The sequence below is a fragment of the Chitinophaga sp. genome, from assembly GCF_039596155.1.
GTDB lineage: Bacteria > Bacteroidota > Bacteroidia > Chitinophagales > Chitinophagaceae > Chitinophaga.
On the sequence record NZ_JBCNKF010000006.1, the window covers coordinates 12,442 to 32,655 of the forward strand.

Consider the following 20,214-nt stretch of genomic DNA (forward strand, 5'->3'; position numbering starts at 1 on the left):
CCGGGCAGGGTACGCCTTTTTTTTATGGCGAGTAGGGGTATGGCTCATAACCTGCGTCTTACATAGGATAAAACAAAAAGTGTGACAGTTATTCGGACATGCCACTACGTTTCCACGTAATGGCATTCTTATTTTAAAAGAACAACCCGCCTTCACCTGTGGGGAAAGCGGGTTGTTATATAAGGTGTTATAGTGGTTATACTACAGCTTCTACTACTTTTCTGATCACTTCCGGCTTGCCCAGTGTATAGTAGTGTAATACCGGCACTCCGAATTCCTTCAGTTCTCTGGACTGCTGAATGAGCCACTCGGTTCCTACCAGTTCTACATCTTTATCTGTTTTACACCTCAGTATTTCTGTGGCCAGGTCGTTCGGAATATCTACATGGAAGGCCCTGGGCAGTACTGTTAACTGCTTACGGGTGGTCATTGGTTTCAGTCCGGGGATGATGGGGACAGTAATGCCCATTTCCCGGCACTTTTTGACAAAGTCGAAGAATTTCTGGTTGTCAAAGAACATCTGGGTAATGATATAATCGGCGCCGTTCTCCACTTTACGTTTCAGATAACTCATATCGGTTGCGAGGTTCGGGGCCTCGAAGTGTTTTTCCGGATAGCCGGCCACGCCGATACAGAATTTGGTTTTCACCCCACCCTGCAGGTCTTCTTCCAGGTACATACCATTGTTCATATTGACAACCTGGTGCAGTAGTTCTTCGGCATAGCGGTGTCCATGAGGTTCAGGTTCGAAGGACGGCTCATTTTTAGGAGCATCCCCCCGTAGTACCAGTACATTGTCTACCCCAAGGAAGTTGAGGTCAATGAGGGCATTTTCGGTTTCTTCGCGGCTGAATCCGCCACAGATCAGGTGAGGTACAGCGTCTACATTATAATGGTTCATTACGGCAGCACAGATGGCTACGGTGCCGGGTCTTTTACGTATTTCCACCTTTTCGAAGGTGCCGTCTGACCTTTTTTTGAACATGTGCTCACTTCTGTGATAGGTAACATTAATAAATGCTGGTTTAAATGTCATCAGGGGGTCCAGATGATCATAGATCGACTCTATGCTCTTTCCTTTCAGCGGGGGGAGAATTTCGAAAGAGATCAGCGTATCCTTTGCCTGTGCGATATGTTCTGTTACTTTCATAGCAAATGGGCTTATTAATATATGAAGCCGGACAAAAATAATGCTTCTCTTAGAATTATCGTCTAATAATTCTCGAATAGTCCGAATATTTACAAACCTTTGTGTCGGATTTGTAGATAAAAGCACGAGCAGGAATTACCCGGCATTGAAAGCTAAAGTAAATGCTTATTTTTGCTAAGTTTCAACATATGGCATTAAAAATACATACAGATAAGCTGGTAAAGCGTTATGGTCAAAGAACTGTAGCGAATCAAGTTTCTGTAGAGGTAACTCAGGGAGAGATCGTTGGATTGCTGGGCCCGAATGGTGCCGGTAAAACAACCACATTTTACATGGTAGTGGGGCTGATCAAGCCGGATGAAGGGCAGGTATTTCTGGACCAAGTAAACATCACCAAGCTGCCCATGTACAAAAGGGCTAAGATGGGGATCGGTTACCTTCCCCAGGAGGCATCTGTATTCCGTAAGTTGAGCGTGGAAGACAATATTTCTGCGGTATTGGAGATGACTAACCTCAAGAAAGCTGAACAGAAAGAGAAACTGGAGAGCCTGCTGGAGGAGTTTCGCCTGACCCATGTGCGCAAAAGCCCCGGCGATGTACTGAGCGGTGGTGAGCGCAGGCGTACAGAGATTGCCCGTGCACTGGCTGTGGATCCTAAATTTATACTACTGGATGAACCATTTGCAGGTATTGACCCTATTGCTGTAGAGGACATCCAATCTATCGTTGCCCGCCTTAAATATAAGAATATCGGCATCCTGATCACTGACCACAATGTGCAGGAAACACTGTCTATCACTGACCGTGCTTATCTGCTGTTTGAGGGGAAAATACTGAAAGCCGGATCAGCCGAAGAACTAGCTGCAGATGAACAGGTTAGGAAAGTGTATCTTGGACAGAATTTTATTTTACGTCGTAAAAATTACCTGGACGAAGCAGCTAGACAGAAATAACTACAACTACTCCGTTCCTACCATCCTATTATGAGAATATTAAGTCCTGCAATATCACAACTGGCGCGTTTGCGCATGGGGCGCATAGAGTATTTTATGCAATATCCCCTGCAGGTGCAGCAGCAGGTATTTCAAAACCTACTAAGTGCCGCTCAGTATACTGAGTTTGGTAAGCAATATGGATTCTCGCAGATCTACAAGATTGAAGAGTTTAAACAAAGGGTACCTATTCATAATTATGATACCCTGAAGCCATATATACAGCGTTCCATGGAAGGTCAGCAAAACATTCTGTGGAATACGCCTATAAAATGGTTTGCCAAATCCAGCGGTACCACCGCCGACAAGAGTAAGTTCATTCCGGTATCTGTAGAAAGCCTGGATGAATGTCATTATCGTGCGGGTCGTGATGTACTTTCTCTTTACTATAATAATTACCCTGAGTCCAGGTTACTCACCGGCAAATCGCTCGTTATCGGTGGTAGCCATCAGGTGAACAAGCTGGCTCCGGACAGTGATTCCTACTTTGGTGACCTGAGTGCCGTAATGCTCCAGAACATGCCATTCTACGGCAACATGATCCGCACGCCGGATCTGTCTATTGCCCTTATGGATGAATGGGAAGAGAAGATCGAGCGCATGGCCAATACGGTGATCCATGAGAATGTAACTTCTATAGCTGGAGTGCCTACCTGGACAATGGTATTGATCAAGCGGATTTTTGAGATCACTGGTAAGGATAACCTGGCAGACATCTGGCCCAGCCTGGAGCTATACATGCATGGTGGCGTAAGTTTTACGCCATACCGTGAGCAGTTCAAAAAGCTGATTCGCAAGCCGGACATGTTCTACCTGGAAACCTATAATGCATCGGAGGGCTTTTTTGCCGCACAGGATGTGATCGGGCAGGAGGGGCTGTTATTGTTCCTGAACCATGGTATTTTCTATGAGTTCATGCCGATGGAAGAAGTAGGAAAAGATAATCCTCAGACACTTCAACTGAATGAAGTAGAGCAGGGCAAAAACTATGCGCTGGTAATCAGTACTAATGGCGGCTTATGGCGCTATATGGTAGGCGATACGGTGCAGTTTACGTCTTTGTCTCCGTTCCGAGTAAAGGTGAGTGGGCGTACCAAATCATTTATCAATGCATTTGGAGAAGAACTGATTGTCGAGAATTCAGATAAGGCGATAGCCAAAGCATGTGAAGAAACGGGTGCTATTGTAAATGATTACACAGCAGCCCCTATCTATTTTAGCGAAGGAGAAGCGGGAGGTCATGAATGGTTACTTGATTTTGATGTGATGCCGGATAGCGTGGATCACTTCATCGATGTACTGGACCAGACACTGAAATCTATCAATTCTGACTATGAAGCCAAGCGCCATAAAGATATGGCGCTGCGCAGGCCTGTATTGCATGTGCTTCCAAAAGGCACCTTCACCGAATGGTTGAAGAGCAAAGGGAAACTGGGTGGTCAGCACAAAGTACCCCGGTTGAACAACGACCGGCAGCATGTCGAAGAAATTTTAAAATTCACTGGTATCACGGGTGTGATATAATTGGGTAACCATTAACTAATACGTATATATGAAATTACTGGAGAACAAAGTAGCTATCGTCACCGGGGCCAGCCGTGGTATTGGAGAAGCTATCGCTATCAAATTTGCAGAAGAGGGTGCAAATGTAGCTTTCACTTACCTGAGCTCTGATGAAAAAGCCAAAGCGCTTGAACAGAAGCTGCAAGGCATGGGAGTAAAGGCGAAAGCCTATAAATCCAATGCCGGTGTTTACGAGGAATGCGAAACGTTGATCGCCGATGTACTGAAAGAGTTCGGCGCTATTGATATTTGTGTGAATAATGCGGGTATTTCAAAAGATAACCTGCTGTTGCGTATGAGTCCTGATCAGTGGGATGATGTAATGGACATCAACCTGAAGAGCGTGTACAACATGACTAAACATGTGATTCGCCCAATGATGAAGGCCAGGACTGGTTCCATCATTAATATGAGCTCTATTATTGGTATCAAGGGGAATGCCGGTCAGAGTAGTTATGCTGCTTCCAAGGCTGGTATTATCGGTTTTACCAAGTCTATCGCACAGGAGCTGGGTAGCCGTAACATCCGTGTAAACGCGGTAGCACCTGGTTTCGTGGAAACTGATATGACACATTACCTGAAGGAAGGTACCGGTGCGCAGGCTTATATTGAGAAAATTCCGTTGGGTCGCTTTGGTAGCCCGGAGGATATTGCCAACGTAACGTTGTTCCTGGCTTCTAACCTGAGTGCTTATGTAACAGGTCAGACAATCAGTGCCTGTGGTGGTTTGAATATCTAATAAGGATGTATATAATTGAAAAGCGGTTGTGTTTTCGGGCACAACCGCTTTTTATTTTTAATATTTTTTACCGGGTGTTGCAACGCGGAAGGTTTCTACACACTTTCGATCCTGCAGGGTTACGAAAACTGTTTTACCGTCCGGGCCACCGAAGGTGAGATTACTGCATTGCTTTCCTTTCAAAGGGATTTCCCTGATGGTTTTGCCGGCGGGAGAGAGTACCCAGATCACTCCTTTGCCCCAGCGGGCTACATAAAGGTTGCCTGCCTTATCACACTTCATACCATCGAAACCAAAATCTGGTACTTCAGCGAAGAGCTTTTTGTTGCTCAGGTTCCCGGTTTTGTCAACATCGAACTTCCAGATCTTACGTTGTACGCTTTCGTTCACATACAGTGTTTTTTCATCCGGACTGAGTTCTATGCCGTTTGTAGTACCCATGTCTGGCTCCAGCAGTACGGCTTTACCTCCTTTATCGATACGCCAGATCTGGCCGGTAGATTGTTTCCAGTTAGGATCTGATGCATAGATCTGATCCTTCTTGTTTATACAGAGATCATTTGGCTGATTGAACCTGTCATCATGGACATATACACTCACTTTCCGGGTCTTTGGATCTACCTGGAGTATATTGTGGTTGATGAAATCCGGCAGGAACATCTGGCCTTTGCTGTTATAATGAATACCATTGCCTACACTACTGTCAGGCAGTGTTACGAATACTTCTCCTGTGCCGGTTTTAGTATTTATCCTGCCAATAGTACCATCTTTTCCAAAGTTGACTACATAGAGATAACCGGACTTATCGTAATGAGGGCCTTCAATATTCACGGAGAACATTTGTTCTTTGGTAAGATCCCTGGTTTTGTATAAATCCTGGCTTTTTAGCTGTATTGTGGCAGTGAGACCCAGTAATAGACAGACAAGTTGTTTCATGATAGAAAGATTGACGTTGAACATTTAAGATAGTAAAATTTACACGGTCTGCAAGATTGAGCTAAAAATATAAGAATCAAAACATTATAAATATTTTATACATTTGTAATGTTATAAATCCTATATATGTTTCGTCCTATGCTTATGGCGGGCTCCCTATGGCTTGCGTTATTAATGACCTCCTGTCATTTTGGTTCAACGACTACTACCAATCAGGACAGTACAGTGAATGTTCCGGTTTCGCTTACGTTCGGGGAGTTTGTAGAGAGTTTACCCATCGTGCCCTTACCTTATTATTCAGATACATTACATGCTATTCCGGAGAATTTTAAAGTGCCGGGTTATCCGGCTATTTATGATATTCAGAAAGCTGGCAAACTTGCTACTGTGAATGGTTATACACCAGTCATCTACAGTGGTATGATGACGGAGGGGCACCGGGCTGTATATCTTAGCATTTACGATGCTGCCGGTGATGAGCGGTCCCGTATGCAGCTGGCGGGAGACGGGTATATAGATAAGGAAAGTGTGGCCTATAATGAGCGTTATAAAGATGCTTACCTGTACGCGGATTTCGAATCAGATTCGTTTATTGAACTGAAATGCTATTATCAATTCAATGATAAGGGGAATATTAATACGGAGAAGAGAGCTTGTTTCTTCTATCACATTACTACTGATGGCATGATAGCAAAGTTGCCACAGGATACTATTTCGCTGGATGCATTTGCCAGCGGATTTCCGGTGAAGGAAATGCCTTTTCAGGAAAATGCTGTGACGCTGAAAGGGTTAAAGTTGATTTCCAGACTGACGCCGTATTTCAACTTTGCGGAAGTAGATGTGGATTCGATATATGCGTATGGTAAAATTGAGCTGGATGGGTTGCCGACTGCCTTGTTATTTGGCCGGGACCTGGTGGAAGGAGAGGGGGGATCGGATGCACAGGTGGATCTGGTCACTTATAATGAAAAAGGAAATATAGCTGGTAACCTGATGATCATCGGAGGTAGTGGTACGGAGGGCGGAAGTTATAGAACCAGTAATGCCAGGATAGATCGTGAAGGAAATGTAAGGCTGGATGAGCAGAATACTTTATTCCTGGAGGACGGTGCGGAGTTTACGGCAAAGGTGGATATGCAGTATGCCATACAGTCGTCTGGTAGTATAGTGCCTGTAGAAGCGACGCTGATCACCATTACAGGGTCGGTATTCAGGCAGGATCAGTTGCTGAAGCAGTTTGGAGACAATCCAATTGATTACCTGGTAACAGAGATCCCCAGTCCGGAGAGGCTCCGGTTGGGTATGCACTTTTTCAGAAAGGGGACGGAGTACCTGGTGGAGCTATTCACCAGCAACGCGGATGGGATGGTGCAAGACAGGTACCCGGTGTATAATACATTGAAGAAGGTGAGTTACAAAGAAGCTGCGAGCAGGGACCAGGAGCCGGAGGATGGGTATGTGATAGAGAAGAGAGGGCATTACACAAAGGATGTGGTGATCAAATTGCCGGGTAAAGATGTGCATATAGATGCTGATGGCAGGTTTGTGAAATAGAGGTTATCCCTCACCCTTCAATGGGTTAATTTTCACTATTTTCGCCGGCATGATACATGTTTCTGAATTTAAGGACCTGGAGCTGCTATCGATCCACAAGGTGGGCAACGCCTCTCAGGAAGAGTCCCTGATCTGCTCTCAGGAGCCTTTGCAATTACAGGATGAGACCATCAGTCAGCTGTTGCTGAGTTATTTTATTCAGCCTTTTACAAATGCGGCAGAGTACTTCCGTTTTTACCATGAGGCGGACCTTCAATTAAATGAAATTTTTCAATATTGCCGTCGTATATTTGAGAATCGGGACAATTTTCATGAGCAATCAGTAAATATAGCCAAACATCTATATAAGCATTCCACACATCCTAAAATTAAGGGTGGAGAGTTGTATATCGCTTACTTTAGTAAATGTCAGGTGGATGGAGAGGATGTAGAAGCGATCGGTATATTTAAATCAGAAACGAGAGATACCTATTTGAAAGTATACCTGTCCAACGAGAGCTACCAGGTAAATTACGACGACGGTATTAATATCAACAAGCTCGATAAAGGATGCCTTGTATTCAATACAGAAGAGGAAGAGGGGTATAAAGTCAGTATAATAGATAGTATCAGCAAGCAAAATGAAGCTGTATACTGGAAAGACGCTTTCCTGCAGGTACAAAGAAGGGAGGATAATTATCATCAGACAGAGCTGGCGGTGAATATGTGTAAGCAATTCATCAGCGAAAAGTTACCTGGTGAATATGAAATGAGCAGGATTGACCAGGTAGATCTGCTCAACAAATCAGCTGCTTATTTTAAAGAAAAGGAGCAATTCCAGATGGATGATTTCGCTCAGGAAGTATTAGGACATCCGGATGCTATCGAATCATTTAAGGAGTATAGGCAACAATATCAACAGGATTATAAGCAGGAGATACCGGACGAATTTGATATATCAGCACCAGCCTTTAAGAAGCAACAGAAAGTATTCAAGAGTATTCTTAAACTAGACAAGAATTTTCATATATACATACACGGTAACAGGGAATTGATTGAACGGGGTTTTGATGAAGCCACGAATATGTATTACTATAAGCTGTTGTTTGAGAATGAGAGTTAACATGTCGTAACAAAATGCGGTATGGGTCGTCTAACATTATTACACCGATCGGTTATAATTTTTTCATAAGCAAAAACCAATTATTAATAAAGGCTGCTCTTTTGGGCGGCCTTTTATAGTTAACGGGCAAAGCCATGGGATTGTTTAATAAAAAAACGCTTCTGTTTTCAGGCAGAAGCGTTTTTTTATTATTGGATTATTTCTGTTGTTTTTGTTTAGGCTTTGGCGGCCTGTTTTGCGGCTGCTGTTGGCCACCACCACTACCACCTTGTTGCTGGGGTTTAGGTTGTGGTTTAGGCCCCTGAGGTTTACCCTGCTGCGGCTGTTGTTGTTTAGGCTGTTGCTGCTGCTGAGGTTTAGGTCCCTGTGGCTTGCCTTGTTGTTGTGGTTGCTGTTGACCACCACCACCCGCTTGTTGCTGGGGTTTAGGTTGTGGTTTAGGCCCCTGTGGTTTGCCCTGCTGTGGCTGTACCTGTTGTTTAGGTTTTGGCTGTTGAGCAGGTTGTTCAGCAGGTTTACCACCTTGTTGCTGTTGTTTATGTTTTTGTTTTTCCTTGTCCTTGTGTTTGCGTTTCTGGGATGTTTTTTCCAGTGAGCGCAGGCTGATCTGGCCTACAACGTCTGCAAATCCGAGGTCGGTTTCTTTTGGTTTACCTGCTACGACTTCAACTGGTTTCAGGTCGTCAGGTCTGATGTTCTGTTTGTTCAGGTGGCGTATTTCTTTTACGCGGCTGATGGTCAGCGGGTATTGTTTATTGCTGTCGCCGTAAGAATACCACATCAGGTTTTTGAAGATATCCCTCTTCTGCAGGGTAGCTACACCATTAACGGTTTCAATGCTATCTGCATCTTCCGGGAAGTCTTTCAGGGCATCGAGGTAGGTATCCAGTTCATAGTTCAGGCAGCATTTGAGGCGACCGCATTGGCCGGATAATTTTGCCTGATTGATGGAAAGGTTCTGGTATCGTGCAGCGGTGGTGTTAACACTCTTGAAGTCAGTAAGCCAGGTAGAGCAGCACAATTCGCGGCCACAACTACCGATACCGCCTACTTTGCCGGCTTCCTGGCGGGCGCCGATCTGGCGCATTTCCACCTTTACCCGGAATTCTCCGGCGTAGAGCTTAATTAATTCACGGAAGTCAACACGGTCATCAGCAGTGTAGAAGAAGGTGGCTTTACGTCCATCTGCCTGAATTTCTACCTCGGCGAGTTTCATTTCGAGGCCGATACTGCGGGCAATTGCTCTTGCTTTAATGAGGGCATCTCTTTCGCGGGCTTTATTTTCACCCATTCTGTGAAGATCTTCATTGCTGGCGCGACGCAATACTTTTTTTACTTCAGGGGTATCTTCTATCCTTCTTTTCTTCATCTGGAGCTTTACCAGTTCGCCAATGAGGCTTACCTGTCCTACATCAAAACCGCTTACCCCTTCTACTGTAACCATCTCTCCTTTATCCAGGAACTGTTTGGTAACGTTTCGGAAGAAATCTTTCCTGCTCCCGTTGTTGAAACTTACCTCTATAATATCAAATGGTGCTAAGCTATCACTTAAGGGAATATTGGCCAGCCAGTCAAAAACATTCAATCTGTTACATCCTCCACTACTGCAACCTCCATTACTTTTGCATCCTGACGGCTTTCCCTCTGCACCTGTACCACATCCGGCACAAGCCATATTTATATATTTAAAAGAGTTAATTGATATGCATCCGGTATTGTCCCGAACGCTTTAAAATACGTATTTCCCTTTATATATACAAAAGGGCGAAAGTAACAAAGGTAACGGAAAAAGTAATGTCCCGTCGCGTCAATATAGGTTTAACAGGCTGGGACGGGCTTATGTTTAAAAATGTACTGCAATTTGATACTGAGTGCGTGAAAGAGCAGTTTAGCGTTGGCATTGCGCTCAATATAGTAGCTCGCGTTGTCCAGTTCCTGCATAATTAGTTCCATCTGTTGGAGGTTGGCCAGTTTTTGCAATTTGAAGGCAAAATCGGTCTCTTCCTCAGAAAAGGCCAGCAGGCTTTTGTCTATGTATTTCAGTCTCAGGGTATGTTCCAGCAGATTGATAAAATAGCGGAGGAATTGTTTTTGATTTTCGCGTCCCATTTTAGTGCTGGCTATTCCTTCTATCCATTCCTGGAGGGCCAGGCGGTTGTTGGTGAAAATATAGTTGAGCCAGTTGCGGAGCAGCTCGTGGTAGTCGTCTTCGGCGTTCTGGAGCAGGGCAAGTGCTTCCCGGTAGTTGCCGGAAGCAATAGTAGCGGCCTGACGGGCTCTGGCAGCAGGTGCATTGGCCCGGGTCACGAGTGCATTTACCAGTACATCTTTAGGTAATGGATTTACCTTGATGAGGTGGGTACGGGAGAGGATGGTCGCCAGTATCTGTTCCTGATTTTCGGCAACCAGGATAAAGATGGTGTCGTCTGGTGGTTCTTCGATCAGTTTAAGCAGGCGGTTTCCTTCATTGCCCAGGTATTCGGGCATCCACATGAGAAGGATCTTATATTTACTTTCAAAGCTTTTCAGGCTCAGTTTGCGAATAATATCCTGGCATTCAGTGGCCGTAATATTACCCTGTTTGTTTTCTGCTCCAATAAATTGCAGCCAGTCATAAGCGTTTCCATATGGATGTTCGGCAATGAATTCACGCCATTCGCTGGCGTAATCGGCACTGACTGGTTTATCGCCTGTTTTTTTAGGAATAACAGGGTAGGAGAAGTGAATATCCGGATGAATATATTTTTCTGCTTTGATACAGGCTGCGCATTTACCACAGGGACCGTCGGGTTGTTTGTCTTCGCAAACCAGGTGTTGTGCGAAGGCAAGGCCAAGGGGCAGACCACCGGCACCTTCCGGTGCCAGCAAGATCATGGCATGGCTAATGCGTTGCTGGGTGACAGCGTTGAGCAGCTGGTGCTTGATGTCGTCCTGACCTATGATATTGGAGAAGAGCATGGGTGCAAATTAAAAGAAAAATCGCTTACGCCTTTGGCATAAGCGATTTTTCGCTGGGGAGAGGCTTGTGGCCACCTGAAGAACTACTTAATATTTCTTTTCGATTGCAGCGATCACTTCTGCTGAATTAGGTTGTGTTTTAGGGGCAAACACGGCAACCAGGTTTCCTTTTTCGTCCAGCAGGTATTTTTGGAAGTTCCATTGTACTTCTGCAGGTTCGAGATGTTTTTCCTTGCTTTGTTCCAACAGCCATTTGTAGATAGGGTGGATATCGGCACCTTTCACGGAGATCTTGGCAGCCATTGGGAAGGTGACTGCATATTTTTTGGTACAGAACTCCTGGATCTGCTGGTTGCTACCTGGTTCCTGAGCGCCAAAGTTGTTAGCAGGGAAACCGATAATCACCAGGTTTTTTTTGTACTTCTCATAGAGTTTTTCCAACTCAGCATATTGTGGTGTATTTCCACAAAGAGAAGCGGTGTTCACGATCAGGATTTTCTTGCCTTTGTAATCGGCAAAGTTGATTTTACCACCATCTACAGCATCTACTTTAAAATCGTAAATGGCGCTGCTTTTCATAAATATCAATAACGAGATGAGCAATGTTTTTAACATACCTACAAAGTTTGAAATGAAGTTAGAGAATAATTCACATATTAGGCGTTAATGGCGTGCATATGCCAGTGAACAAATGCTGAACGGAATATCAGCCTGTTGAAAGAGTTTTCCGCAGGCCTCAGTGGTAGCGCCAGTTGTAATCACGTCATCGACAAGTAACACGTGTTCACCTTTTAAGAGTGCTGGTTGTGCCAGGCTAAAAGCATGTTCTACATTTTGCCAGCGGAGGATCCTGTTTTTCCTGGTTTGGGAGGCGGTGAATACTACCCGTTTGAGCGCATGTGGAAATACAGGTTTTCCAATCACAGCGGCAATGCCTGCTGCTAATAAAGCAGATTGGTTATAGCCACGAAATTTCTCTCTTTTCCTGGTAATAGGGACAGGTACAATACAGGTGATCTGTTGGATCCAGCTGGTTTGTGCCAGCATTTTTCCCATTTGTTTGCCCATATAGACGGTTAGTTTCCTTTTGTGCCGGTACTTTATTTTATGCACCAGCTTACGGAGTATAGATGCCTGAGAAAAATAGTAAGCAGCCAGGGCGTGTTGTACAGGCAATCTGCCGTAGAATAATTTTTCTACGGGGTTTTCTGTAAAGTGCTGAAAGCCCGTGTGTGGTAAACTGACGGAGCATTGATGACATAGAAAAGCTTCAGTAGGTGTGAGAGTAATACCACAACTCTCACATACATGGGGAAAACAAAGATGGAGTAACGCTGTAAACATGTGTGGTTAGAATAATCTGCTATACACTTCATCTACGCGGCCTACGGGAATCACTTCGATATTGAATTTACTGAAGTCGGCTCCTTTTTTATTATACCGGCTTACGAAGATCTTTTCAAAGCCCAGTTTTTCTGCTTCGGCAATGCGTTGTTCGATACGGTTGACTGCACGGATTTCACCGCTTAGTCCTACTTCGCCGGCAAAGCAGATCTTGTTGGCGATAGCAATGTCTTCGTAGGAGGAGAGTAATGCACAGAGCACTGCGAGATCGATAGCGGGATCTTCGGCGCGGATACCTCCTGCGATGTTAAGGAATACGTCTTTGACGCCAAAGTGGAAGCCGCCTCTTTTTTCGAGTACGGCGAGCAGTAATTGCAGGCGGCGAAGATCGAAGCCGGTGACAGTACGCTGCGGAGTGCCGTATACAGATTGTGTAACGAGTGCCTGTACTTCAATGAGCATAGGGCGCATGCCTTCCATAGTAGACGCGATGGCGACGCCGCTAAGCAGATCTTCACGTTGCGAGATGAGAATTTCGGAAGGATTGGTGACCTGTCTTAATCCGGTTCCGGTCATTTCATAAATGCCCAGTTCTGCGGTGGAGCCAAAGCGATTTTTGATGGTACGTAGTATGCGGTAAGCATAGTGTTGATCACCTTCAAATTGTAATACCGTATCCACCATATGTTCCAGAATTTTCGGGCCGGCGATGGAGCCATCTTTTGTGATATGACCGATTAAAAATACGGGTACATGACTTTCTTTAGCGAAGCGTTGCATTTCGGCGGCGGTTTCCCGGATCTGAGAAACGCTACCTGGAGCAGATTCGATAAATGGAGATTGTAGTGTTTGTATAGAATCGATGACTACGAGTTGAGGACGCAATTTTTTAATCTCCTGAAAGATGGTTTGGGTGTTGGTTTCCGTAAGCAGGTAGAACTGGTCGTTGGTTGCCTGCAGGCGATCTGCGCGCATTTTTACCTGAGTGGCGCTTTCTTCACCGCTTACATATAGCGTAGTGATATTTTTAAGTTGCAGTGCATTTTGAAGGAAGAGCGTGCTTTTGCCGATACCGGGTTCACCGCCTACGAGTACGAGAGATCCTGGTACGATACCGCCGCCGAGTACACGGTTCAATTCAACATCGGGTGTGAGTAATCTTTCTTCTTCAACTGCGCTTACTTCACTGAGGTTCACAATGTTATTACGGCCATTCTCTTTTTCTGTTTGCCAGGATTGGTTGCGTAGCGGAACATCTTTCTGAATTTTCTCTTCGACAAATGTATTCCATTGATTACAGGAAGGACATTTACCTGTCCACTTAGCAGATTCATATCCACAATTCTGACAGAAGAATGCTGATTTTATTTTCATGTAGCAAAGGTGATAAAAGCACTAAAAAAATGAGCAGTGCTATCCATAAAAAAGTTAAAAAAGGGAAAAAATGGGGTGGGAAGAAAATGGCTTAAAAAGAAAAGAGCCAACAGAAGATTCTGCTGACTCTTTCTACTTACTAACCCATTAAATTCAGGTCTAAATTACTAAATGGCTTCAGAATAAAAAAGTTTATTTAATCGATGTGAATAACTTTTGAAGAGTTTTTCTAATGTGACAGATCGGCTCCCATAGCCTATTTCAGGGCTTCCCGGTATTTAATTATACTTTCATTGAAAGGGCGTAAAAGGTTGATAAATAGGATTGATAACGCCCAAAAATATATATGAAAAAAGGGTCATAACAGGCACATCTTATGCTGTCATATAGTCCGAAAATCGCCGTAAAAATTTTTAAAACAGGACACAATGACAGTGTTAAATTTCTGTTTGGCAGGTCGTGACTGGGCGTGTGGGGTAGTTTCTTAAGGAAATCATAAATCCTTTAGAAAGGATGGTTTTGGAGGGGATTTTGATCTTAGTTAGGGGTAATTTTATAAAGAATTTAAACACTTACTCTATTTATGACACCTGGAATGTTGATAGTATCGCTGATTTTTGTTGGGATCAGCATGCTGGTGAGTTACCGGTTACAGGGGAAATTCAGGGAATACAGTGGGATACCTACCTCATCCGGTTTGACCGGCAAGCAGATAGCACAGAAGATGTTGAGTGAGAATGGGATATATGATGTGCAGGTGATATCTGTAGATGGGTTTCTGACTGACCATTACGACCCTACCAACAAGACGGTTAATTTAAGTCCGGAGGTATATTCCGGGGCGAATGTAGCGGCCGCGGCGGTGGCGGCACATGAGTGCGGGCATGCGATTCAGCACCAGAAGGCGTATGCATGGCTGGGCTTCAGGTCCAGGTTGGTGCCTTTGGTACAGTTTAGTTCGCAATGGCTGCAGTTTGTATTGATGATCGGGGTTTTTGCATTGTACTGGACGTCGGCGCCTTTATTGATTGGTATATTATTATTTGGACTGACAACGGTGTTTGCGTTAGTGACGTTGCCGGTAGAGTTCGATGCTTCCAGGAGGGCGTTGATATGGCTGGACAATACGGATCTGATGCGGGTGCAGGAGCATGACAAAGCGAAAGATGCCCTTTGGTGGGCGGCTATGACCTATGTAGTAGCAGCGGTAGCTTCTGTGGTTACGCTGGTGCAGTATATCTTTTTATTCCTGAGTGCAAGGGACAGGAATTGATCAGTAAGTACTTTGTCATAATTGTCAGGGGCCGGAAGTAGGAGACTACATCCGGCCCTTCTATTTATATCATTTGTGCAATATGTATTTCTAGCTGATTAACAGGCTAAAAAGGGCCTAATGAATTTTTTCACCGGGTATGTTAATAATTATCGGTCAAAATTTTTATTGAAAACCAGTGTGTTATAAGGGTGCTTGTGAAAAAATGTCTCAAAAAGTATGGTTATTCAAACTCTGTGATTTAACTTCGCACTCCCAAATTGTGTGGGATCATATTTCAAGCGTAAATTTTATTTACTATAATGAATACTTTAAGCTTCAAGACTAAATCTGCCAACGACGCAACTGTAGTGCGTGACTGGCATATTGTAGACGCTACCAACCTGACACTGGGTAGGATGAGCGCGAAGATTGCGTCCATTTTAAGAGGTAAGAACAAGCCTTACTATACTCCTCACACTGATTGTGGAGATTTCGTGATCATCATCAATGCTGAAAAGATCCAGCTGACTGGTAATAAATGGAATGACAAGGAATATCTGACTTACACTGGTTACCCAGGTGGTCAGAAAGCAGAGGTTGCGAAGGATCTGATCCGTCGTCGTCCGGAAGTCGTAATAGAAAGGGCTGTTAAGGGCATGCTGCCTAAGAACCGTCTGGGACGTGCTATGTACAAAAAGCTGTTTGTATATGCCGGCGCTGAGCATCCACATGCTGCGCAGAAACCTAAATCCTTAACTTTCTAATTTTTCTCTGATACATGGAAAAGCAAAAAAATACTATTGGTCGTCGTAAGGAAGCCGTAGCTCGCGTGTATATCAGCAAGGGCACTGGTGCAATTACAATCAACGACAAGGACTATAAAGAATATTTCGCGCTGGTTTACCTGCAGAATCAGGTAGAGCTGCCGTTGAAAACTATCGACGCTCTGGATAAATTTGATATAAAGGTAAATGCTGCCGGTGGTGGTATCAAGGGTCAGGCAGAAGCAGTGAAACTGGGTATTGCACGTGGACTGTGTGAGGTGAACATCGAGTTCCGTCCTGCACTGAAAGCGGCTGGACTGCTGAAACGTGATCCTAGAGGCGTTGAACGTAAGAAACCAGGTAAAGCTAAAGCTAGAAGAAGCTTCCAGTTCTCTAAACGCTAATCGTGATGAATGCGTGGTGGTATTATATACCCTTCGCAGATTATTAACATTGACCTTTTATAACAGAGTATAATAACATGGAAAATAATACCTCATTACAGCAGCAGTTACTGGAGGCAGGTGTACACTTCGGTCACCTGAAGAAGAAATGGAATCCAAAAATGCTGCCTTACATTTTCGCAGAAAAGAAAGGTATTCACATCATAGATCTGAACAAAACCGTTGAAGGATTACAGGAAGCTGCTGCAGCCCTGAAATCTATCGCTAAGAGCGGTAAGAAGATCATGTTCGTTGCAACAAAAAAGCAAGCTAAAGAAATCGTAGCAGAAGCGGCTAAGCGTGTAAACATGCCTTACGTGACTGAAAGATGGTTAGGCGGTATGCTGACCAACTTCACCACAATTCGTAAGAGTGTGAAGAAAATGCAGAGCATTGAGAAAATGCTGACTGACGGTACTTTCGATAGCATCACTAAGAAGGAGCGTCTGACCCTGACACGTGACAAGGAAAAAATGGAGAAAGTACTGGGCGGTATCGCTCAGCTGGCTCGTGTTCCTGCTGCGTTGTTCCTGGTTGACATCAGCCATGAGCACATTGCACTGGCAGAAGCTCGTCGTCTGGGTATCTCCACCTTCGGTATGGTAGATACTAACTCCGATCCTACCAAGGTAGATTTCGCAGTACCAGCTAATGATGACGCTACTAAATCTATCGCAATCGTTACTAACTATATCGCTGCAGCAATTGCAGAAGGTTTGGCTGAGAGAGCTAACGAGAAAACTGACGACGTAGTTGAAGAAGAAGAAGAAGACAACAAGTCTCTGAAATTCGAACTCGAAGGCGGTGATGATCGTGGTGGTGAAAGAGGTCGTAAGCCAGGTGGTCGTGGCCCGGGTGGTCCTGGTGGTAACAACAACCGTCCTGGCGGCGGCGGCGGCAACCGTCCTGGTGGCGGCGGCAATCGTCCAGGTGGTAACCGTCCTGGTGGCGGTGGTGGTAACCGTCCAGGCGGCGGTGGCGGCGGACAGCGTCGTCCTGCAGGTTCTGGTGGTAGCAGACCAGGTGGTGGCGGAAGATAATTCTGTTCATGACTAAATAGATCAATTGCGAACCGTGGACAGCTTACCTGATCTGTGGTTCGCAATTGGTCATATAAACCGGACAAGTAGCAAAATTCATATAAACTTAATACTCTTAAACTCATTATAAGTTATGGCAGCAACAATTACAGCCGCTGATGTGAACAAACTGCGTCAGCAAACAGGTGCAGGTATGATGGATTGCAGAAAGGCGCTGGTAGAAAGCGATGGTGATTTTGAACAAGCAGTTGATTATCTGCGTAAAAAAGGCCAAAAAGTAGCCGCTTTACGTTCTGACCGTGAAACTAAAGAAGGTGTTATCATTGCTAAGACTGCTGCTGATGGCAAATCTGGCGTGGTAGTAGCATTGGGTTGCGAAACTGACTTCGTAGCTAAGAATGAAGACTTCATTAAGTTTGCCCAGTCTCTGGTAGACCTGGCCCTGACTTCCGGTGCTAACACTGTAGAAGAACTGGGTGCTGCTACACTCGATGGCGCAACTGTTAATGACAAAGTAAACGACCAGGTTGCTAAGATCGGTGAGAAAATCACCCTGGCACGTTTCGAAAAAATCAGTGCTGCTTCTGTAACTGCTTATATCCACGGTAACTACCGCATGGGTGTACTGGTAGGTTTCTCTGAACCAGTAGCAGAAGAAGTTGGTAAAGACGTAGCGATGCAGATCGCTGCTATGAACCCAATCGCAGTAGATGCAGCCGGCGTTTCTGAAGAACTGGTTGCCCGTGAAAAAGCAATCGCTCTGGAACAGATCGCGGCTGAAGGTAAAACCGGCGACATGGCTGAGAAAATCGCTATGGGTAAGGTGAATAAATTCTTCAAAGACAATACCCTGTTACAGCAGGCATTTGTAAAAGATAACAACAAATCTGTTGGAGACTATCTGAAGTCTGTAAATGCAGGCCTGAAGGTAACAGGATTCAGCAGGATCGCATTGGGATAATATAATCCCGGTCAGAAAAGGAGAGAAGTTTTTCTCTCCTTTTTTTTGTGCTTAATGGAAATCACGTAGTGTCAACGACGGGTAAACCTGCCCCGGAAATTCCGCGTTCCGCATTTTTTGTATCTTAGGGGCGCAGTAACCGATAACTAACTTCAATTAATATATCATTTTTCTATAGTCATGTTGCCAAAGTATAAGCGTATTTTACTTAAACTAAGCGGTGAGTCCTTAATGGGCGAGGGGAATTACGGAATCGATCACAAAGTGATCTCACAGTATGCATACGATATTAAAGCTGCTACTGATCTGGGCGTGCAGGTTGCGGTCGTGATTGGTGGCGGTAACATCTATCGTGGTATGAACGAGAAAGAAACGGGTATTGAACGTGCTCAGGGTGATTATATGGGGATGCTGGCGACAGTTATCAACGGGATGGCCATGCAGAGTGGTCTGGAAAAGGTGGGTTTATATACCCGGCTGCAATCAGCTATCAAGATGGAGCAGATCGCAGAACCTTATATCCGCCGCCGTGCTATCCGCCACCTGGAAAAAGGCCGTGTTGTGATCTTTGGTGCTGGTACAGGTAACCCTTACTTCACTACTGATACCGCTGCTTCCCTGCGTGCGATCGAAATCCAGGCAGATGTAATTCTGAAAGGAACCCGTGTTGATGGTATTTATACTGCTGATCCGGAAAAAGATCCAACTGCTACAAGGTTTGAAACTATTACCTTCTCTGAGGTATACCAGAAATCACTGAATGTGATGGATATGACGGCTTTCACTCTTTGTCAGGAGAATAAACTTCCGATCATTGTGTTTGACATGAATCGCCCGGGCAACCTGCTGCAGGTGATCATGGGAAAGAATGTCGGGACATTGGTAAAAGGATAAACTTATTTTAAAAGGGGAAGTTGCTTAGCAACTTCCCCTTTTGCTTTATTTCAGATAACCTTTCAGCGCTGTAAAGGGCAGAAAGAGGGTAATCTGTCCCATTGCATACGGCCCAATCTCATACGGTGTATAGCAGAAACCAATCCCCTTACCGGTGATGAAAAAGTTGTCATTCACCGGAATACTGTCGACCAGTAACATGTCTTTTAAAGCCGTTTCTTCACCCACCGAGAATAATTTTCTATAAGCTTTTTCCAGCAATGCCGGTAATGCCTCTTTATAGCCCGGTTTAAAGAGGTCATCAGTTGTTAATACTTTCTTCTTATTAAGATCTAAAACCTTGTAAATCGAGCCGTAATTGCCATGTGCCCCCCCTGTATACTCATAGCTAAATGATTCAACACATAAATAAGGGTATTGGTTGTATACGACCCTCATATCTGCATCGGCAGACCAGCTGGCAGTAGCCGGAATTTCCTGGGTAGTGTCCAGGTCTGATTCAGTGGTCTTGTAGGTAATCAGGAAGGAGTCTATGTCCCTTCTCAGATAGCGAACCGGATTGTCCAATACCGGGTTGCCTGTAACTGTGTTGCGGATAAAAGCGGCGGTCGCTTCATCCTCTCCGGCAGCCGGCCAGATAATAGCGTTAGTGGCGACTGCTACAGGAGAATTAGGGTGACCTGCGAGCAATTTTAGCGAGTCTTCTCCATAATATACGCTCAGCGGCGTCGCCTCTTTCATATCCGGATGTAATGTATAGTCGTAAGTAGTTCCTTTTCCCCTCCATTTCCCCTTGTATACACCAGCACTATCCAGGATGCCTGTAAAGAATCGTTCTTCCTTTTCTTCAGTACTCTCATACAATACCAGCATCTTATTCTGATCCTGGTTGCCCCAGATGACAATTGGTTCCCCGATGTCGTCGTACATATAATAACCACGGTACATTGCAGGGTTGGCTTTGGTCAGTTCCATGGTAATATTCTTACCTGCCAGTGTACCTTTCAGTTGAACATAAAAATAAGGTGTGGTCTTAAAATTGGGCAGACTCACGTTCGCCTGTTTGGGACGCTTGTCTCCACAGGACACCAGTAAGAAGGCTGAAATAGTAATAAGGAGTAAGGTTCTCATGTGTTAAAATTAGT

Annotated in this window: 19 protein-coding genes; 11 read left to right on the top strand and 8 right to left on the bottom strand. The window is 44.7% G+C overall.

Features of this window, described 5'->3' with window-relative positions:
• Positions 1–196: 196 nt before the first annotated feature.
• A complete protein-coding gene (gene metF / locus ABDW33_RS07395) occupies positions 197–1,150 on the bottom strand; it encodes a methylenetetrahydrofolate reductase [NAD(P)H] (protein ID WP_343689431.1) in 954 nt (317 codons plus the stop codon).
• A 188-nt stretch (positions 1,151–1,338) separates the two neighbouring features.
• Between metF and lptB the strand changes: the two genes are divergently transcribed.
• Genes lptB through fabG form a run of 3 tightly spaced genes read left to right on the top strand, consistent with a single transcriptional unit; the run spans position 1,339 to position 4,444 of the window.
• On the top strand, positions 1,339–2,103 hold the full coding sequence (gene lptB / locus ABDW33_RS07400) for an LPS export ABC transporter ATP-binding protein (protein ID WP_343689432.1): 765 nt from the start codon (positions 1,339–1,341) through the stop codon (positions 2,101–2,103).
• A gap of 30 nt (positions 2,104–2,133) precedes the next feature.
• Complete coding sequence (locus ABDW33_RS07405; RefSeq protein WP_343689433.1) at positions 2,134–3,666, top strand: GH3 auxin-responsive promoter family protein; 1,533 nt, start codon at positions 2,134–2,136, stop codon at positions 3,664–3,666.
• Between the two features lie 28 nt (positions 3,667–3,694).
• Positions 3,695–4,444: a 3-oxoacyl-[acyl-carrier-protein] reductase gene (gene fabG / locus ABDW33_RS07410; RefSeq protein WP_343689434.1), complete on the top strand. Its 750-nt coding sequence runs from the start codon at positions 3,695–3,697 to the stop codon at positions 4,442–4,444.
• Between the two features lie 57 nt (positions 4,445–4,501).
• On the opposite strand, the gene ABDW33_RS07415 is transcribed toward fabG, so the two are convergent.
• Positions 4,502–5,380: an SMP-30/gluconolactonase/LRE family protein gene (locus ABDW33_RS07415; protein WP_343689435.1), complete on the bottom strand. Its 879-nt coding sequence runs from the start codon at positions 5,378–5,380 to the stop codon at positions 4,502–4,504.
• Positions 5,381–5,506: 126 nt separating this feature from the next.
• Here ABDW33_RS07415 and ABDW33_RS07420 point away from each other — a divergent pair, with 126 nt between their 5' ends.
• Both ABDW33_RS07420 and ABDW33_RS07425 read left to right on the top strand, forming a co-directional pair.
• A complete protein-coding gene (locus tag ABDW33_RS07420; RefSeq protein ID WP_343689436.1) occupies positions 5,507–6,934 on the top strand; it encodes a hypothetical protein in 1,428 nt (475 codons plus the stop codon).
• A 49-nt stretch (positions 6,935–6,983) separates the two neighbouring features.
• A complete protein-coding gene (locus ABDW33_RS07425) occupies positions 6,984–8,036 on the top strand; it encodes a nucleoid-associated protein (RefSeq protein WP_343689437.1) in 1,053 nt (350 codons plus the stop codon).
• Between the two features lie 196 nt (positions 8,037–8,232).
• Here ABDW33_RS07425 and ricT read toward each other — a convergent pair whose 3' ends face one another.
• The 5 genes from ricT to radA form a co-directional block, all read right to left on the bottom strand.
• The gene (gene ricT, locus ABDW33_RS07430; RefSeq protein ID WP_343689438.1) at positions 8,233–9,711 is read right to left on the bottom strand and encodes a regulatory iron-sulfur-containing complex subunit RicT; all 1,479 of its coding nucleotides are present in this window, start codon (positions 9,709–9,711) and stop codon (positions 8,233–8,235) included.
• Between the two features lie 143 nt (positions 9,712–9,854).
• Positions 9,855–10,994, bottom strand: coding sequence for a hypothetical protein (locus tag ABDW33_RS07435; RefSeq protein WP_343689439.1), 1,140 nt, complete (start codon positions 10,992–10,994; stop codon positions 9,855–9,857).
• Positions 10,995–11,081: 87 nt separating this feature from the next.
• Complete coding sequence (locus ABDW33_RS07440) at positions 11,082–11,609, bottom strand: glutathione peroxidase (protein ID WP_343689440.1); 528 nt, start codon at positions 11,607–11,609, stop codon at positions 11,082–11,084.
• 48 nt (positions 11,610–11,657) lie between these two features.
• The gene (locus tag ABDW33_RS07445) at positions 11,658–12,338 is read right to left on the bottom strand and encodes a ComF family protein (RefSeq protein WP_343689441.1); all 681 of its coding nucleotides are present in this window, start codon (positions 12,336–12,338) and stop codon (positions 11,658–11,660) included.
• Positions 12,339–12,344: 6 nt separating this feature from the next.
• Positions 12,345–13,712, bottom strand: a complete 1,368-nt coding sequence (radA, locus tag ABDW33_RS07450; RefSeq protein WP_343689442.1) for a DNA repair protein RadA — start codon at positions 13,710–13,712, stop codon at positions 12,345–12,347.
• A gap of 583 nt (positions 13,713–14,295) precedes the next feature.
• Here radA and ABDW33_RS07455 point away from each other — a divergent pair.
• The 6 genes from ABDW33_RS07455 to pyrH all read left to right on the top strand — a co-directional run bounded on the left by ABDW33_RS07455 (position 14,296) and on the right by pyrH (position 19,069).
• The gene (locus ABDW33_RS07455) at positions 14,296–14,985 is read left to right on the top strand and encodes a zinc metallopeptidase (RefSeq protein ID WP_343689443.1); all 690 of its coding nucleotides are present in this window, start codon (positions 14,296–14,298) and stop codon (positions 14,983–14,985) included.
• A 302-nt stretch (positions 14,986–15,287) separates the two neighbouring features.
• Positions 15,288–15,731: a 50S ribosomal protein L13 gene (gene rplM, locus ABDW33_RS07460; RefSeq protein ID WP_146968348.1), complete on the top strand. Its 444-nt coding sequence runs from the start codon at positions 15,288–15,290 to the stop codon at positions 15,729–15,731.
• A 14-nt stretch (positions 15,732–15,745) separates the two neighbouring features.
• Complete coding sequence (rpsI, locus tag ABDW33_RS07465; protein WP_083723339.1) at positions 15,746–16,135, top strand: 30S ribosomal protein S9; 390 nt, start codon at positions 15,746–15,748, stop codon at positions 16,133–16,135.
• Between the two features lie 77 nt (positions 16,136–16,212).
• Positions 16,213–17,214: a 30S ribosomal protein S2 gene (rpsB, locus tag ABDW33_RS07470; RefSeq protein WP_343689444.1), complete on the top strand. Its 1,002-nt coding sequence runs from the start codon at positions 16,213–16,215 to the stop codon at positions 17,212–17,214.
• 133 nt (positions 17,215–17,347) lie between these two features.
• Positions 17,348–18,175 carry a translation elongation factor Ts gene (gene tsf / locus ABDW33_RS07475; RefSeq protein ID WP_343689445.1) on the top strand — a complete coding sequence of 276 codons (828 nt, stop codon included), beginning with the start codon at positions 17,348–17,350 and terminating at the stop codon, positions 18,173–18,175.
• Positions 18,176–18,355: 180 nt separating this feature from the next.
• Positions 18,356–19,069 carry a UMP kinase gene (pyrH, locus tag ABDW33_RS07480; RefSeq protein WP_343689446.1) on the top strand — a complete coding sequence of 238 codons (714 nt, stop codon included), beginning with the start codon at positions 18,356–18,358 and terminating at the stop codon, positions 19,067–19,069.
• A gap of 45 nt (positions 19,070–19,114) precedes the next feature.
• Here the strand turns inward: pyrH and ABDW33_RS07485 are convergent, their stop codons facing one another.
• The gene (locus ABDW33_RS07485) at positions 19,115–20,200 is read right to left on the bottom strand and encodes a DUF3298 domain-containing protein (protein ID WP_343689447.1); all 1,086 of its coding nucleotides are present in this window, start codon (positions 20,198–20,200) and stop codon (positions 19,115–19,117) included.
• Positions 20,201–20,214 lie beyond the last annotated feature (14 nt).

Bases quoted from the DNA above. Each gene is read 5' to 3' on its own strand.
- metF (WP_343689431.1), bottom strand. From the start codon at position 1,150: ATGAAAGTAACAGAACATATCGCACAGGCAAAGGATACGCTGATCTCT.
- lptB (WP_343689432.1), top strand. From the start codon at position 1,339: ATGGCATTAAAAATACATACAGATAAGCTGGTAAAGCGTTATGGTCAA.
- ABDW33_RS07405 (WP_343689433.1), top strand. From the start codon at position 2,134: ATGAGAATATTAAGTCCTGCAATATCACAACTGGCGCGTTTGCGCATG.
- fabG (WP_343689434.1), top strand. From the start codon at position 3,695: ATGAAATTACTGGAGAACAAAGTAGCTATCGTCACCGGGGCCAGCCGT.
- ABDW33_RS07415 (WP_343689435.1), bottom strand. From the start codon at position 5,380: ATGAAACAACTTGTCTGTCTATTACTGGGTCTCACTGCCACAATACAG.
- ABDW33_RS07420 (WP_343689436.1), top strand. From the start codon at position 5,507: ATGTTTCGTCCTATGCTTATGGCGGGCTCCCTATGGCTTGCGTTATTA.
- ABDW33_RS07425 (WP_343689437.1), top strand. From the start codon at position 6,984: ATGATACATGTTTCTGAATTTAAGGACCTGGAGCTGCTATCGATCCAC.
- ricT (WP_343689438.1), bottom strand. From the start codon at position 9,711: ATGGCTTGTGCCGGATGTGGTACAGGTGCAGAGGGAAAGCCGTCAGGA.
- ABDW33_RS07435 (WP_343689439.1), bottom strand. From the start codon at position 10,994: ATGCTCTTCTCCAATATCATAGGTCAGGACGACATCAAGCACCAGCTG.
- ABDW33_RS07440 (WP_343689440.1), bottom strand. From the start codon at position 11,609: ATGTTAAAAACATTGCTCATCTCGTTATTGATATTTATGAAAAGCAGC.
- ABDW33_RS07445 (WP_343689441.1), bottom strand. From the start codon at position 12,338: ATGTTTACAGCGTTACTCCATCTTTGTTTTCCCCATGTATGTGAGAGT.
- radA (WP_343689442.1), bottom strand. From the start codon at position 13,712: ATGAAAATAAAATCAGCATTCTTCTGTCAGAATTGTGGATATGAATCT.
- ABDW33_RS07455 (WP_343689443.1), top strand. From the start codon at position 14,296: ATGACACCTGGAATGTTGATAGTATCGCTGATTTTTGTTGGGATCAGC.
- rplM (WP_146968348.1), top strand. From the start codon at position 15,288: ATGAATACTTTAAGCTTCAAGACTAAATCTGCCAACGACGCAACTGTA.
- rpsI (WP_083723339.1), top strand. From the start codon at position 15,746: ATGGAAAAGCAAAAAAATACTATTGGTCGTCGTAAGGAAGCCGTAGCT.
- rpsB (WP_343689444.1), top strand. From the start codon at position 16,213: ATGGAAAATAATACCTCATTACAGCAGCAGTTACTGGAGGCAGGTGTA.
- tsf (WP_343689445.1), top strand. From the start codon at position 17,348: ATGGCAGCAACAATTACAGCCGCTGATGTGAACAAACTGCGTCAGCAA.
- pyrH (WP_343689446.1), top strand. From the start codon at position 18,356: ATGTTGCCAAAGTATAAGCGTATTTTACTTAAACTAAGCGGTGAGTCC.
- ABDW33_RS07485 (WP_343689447.1), bottom strand. From the start codon at position 20,200: ATGAGAACCTTACTCCTTATTACTATTTCAGCCTTCTTACTGGTGTCC.